Here is a 1,563-nt window from a genome sequence, read left to right on the forward strand (position 1 = left end):
TTGAACTCGGGAACAGCCTCGCAGGCCTGCTCCAGGTAGGACTTTCTGCTCATAATCAATTTGTTTAAAATTTAAAAGCACGAAAGTCGCAACATCCCGCCAACTATTCCTATTTTTAGCTGTGCAATAAGCTCCCGCAAAGCGGGTTTAGTTCAACACTGTATATAAAACATTTGGCGGAAAGTGCTAATTTTAAGGGCTGTACATTTAATAAACATCGTAACGGCTTGATAAGAAATTGCTTTGAAGTGCCAAACGTTTCATATACTTGTCCGTTGGCAACAATAATAACACACAAAACAACCTGATAGATATGAGAATTTTTTTTGGACTATTAGTGATTTTAATAGTTGGATTGACAGCATGTTCACAGACAACTAATAAGTCGCATTTTCAATCTGATAAATCTGAAGTTAGTTCGAAAATCACATTTAAGAAAATTAATGGGAAAGCAATTTTAATGGGAAAGTCAGTTAAGATTTTCAATAATAGACTCAATGAAATTGAAGAAATTTCTAACATTCCACCCCAGATTGTTGATATAGTTGAAATTTCAGACAGTTTGTTTAACGATACAAAAGAGATTTGTAAATCATTTTGGTATGTAAAAGTGCAAGGTGAGAAAATTAACGGGATAGTAAATGGCAGACAAGTTTTTGAAATTCAAAACTCGAATCAAGATACAAGTTTTACGGTTGAAGGCAATCAAATCGAAATCTTAACAACAGATTTCTTAGGCATGGGCGTGGATTATAATGGAGACCTTATGGGGTGCCCTGTTGACCAGCCAATCCTAATAAAAGACAAAAAGAATAATTATTTTGGACTTGTTGATTTAATTCAAAATGAATATTCAAAAAAAGCAAGTTGGGACAATGAATATCCGTATTTTGAAATCCGTAGTGATGACGGTTGCCATGACAAGATAAAATCAATAATTGTTGACGGAACCAACATTACACTAAAAATACACAGAGAATTTCAGGAAGGCGAAAATGATTATGAAGTAATGTTGAGATATGAGAATAATAGATATATAGCGGAATATCTTAATTTCGGAGAGATAAAATATGAATAAATTACTGTTGCCAACACTTAGCCTCTAATCAAGCGTTGCTTGCATACGCTTGGCATTGGAGGCTTTGTTGAACTAAACACTGCCCCTGGCTTAACCGACTGTTAATTAACTATTTTCGGATAGTGTTTTCAATCGGTTTTTTGTTTCCCTTTCGGAAGGCGTTTGGGGTGGTATTGTTGGCCTTTCAAGCCCGGGTTTGGCTGCAAAACCGACTATGCCCGCCAAATAGCTCCTGCTTTGACCCTGTTTTCGGCAGCAAGGGGCTCCTCTGGGCAGGCGGTTTTGGCGACCGGACATAGCTTTCCCATTTACGCTCCGGGGCGTATTTCGAAAAGATCCACAAAACACCGTCATTGGCCCATTCCGGCCAATGGATTTACAGGCGGCGCCCGCTTTCCGGGATAAGTTTCCAGCAGCAGTAGTTCGCCGCCACAATCCTTACACTTCAGCACCGAGCGCTCTCCAAAGCGCAGCTCCAGGATCTG

General features: G+C 39.1%; 1 protein-coding gene. It reads left to right on the plus strand.

Annotated elements, in window-relative coordinates; genetic code table 11:
* Positions 1–313 precede the first annotated feature (313 nt).
* Positions 314–1,078, plus strand: coding sequence for a hypothetical protein (locus C8N47_RS18575; RefSeq protein WP_146161578.1), 765 nt, complete (start codon positions 314–316; stop codon positions 1,076–1,078).
* The last annotated feature ends 485 nt before the right edge of the window (positions 1,079–1,563 follow it).

It is taken from the genome of Mangrovibacterium marinum (assembly GCF_003046625.1).
GTDB lineage: Bacteria > Bacteroidota > Bacteroidia > Bacteroidales > Prolixibacteraceae > Mangrovibacterium > Mangrovibacterium marinum.

Coding starts and splice junctions, on each gene's coding strand:
- C8N47_RS18575 (WP_146161578.1), top strand. CDS start 314: ATGAGAATTTTTTTTGGACTATTAGTGATTTTAATAGTTGGATTGACA.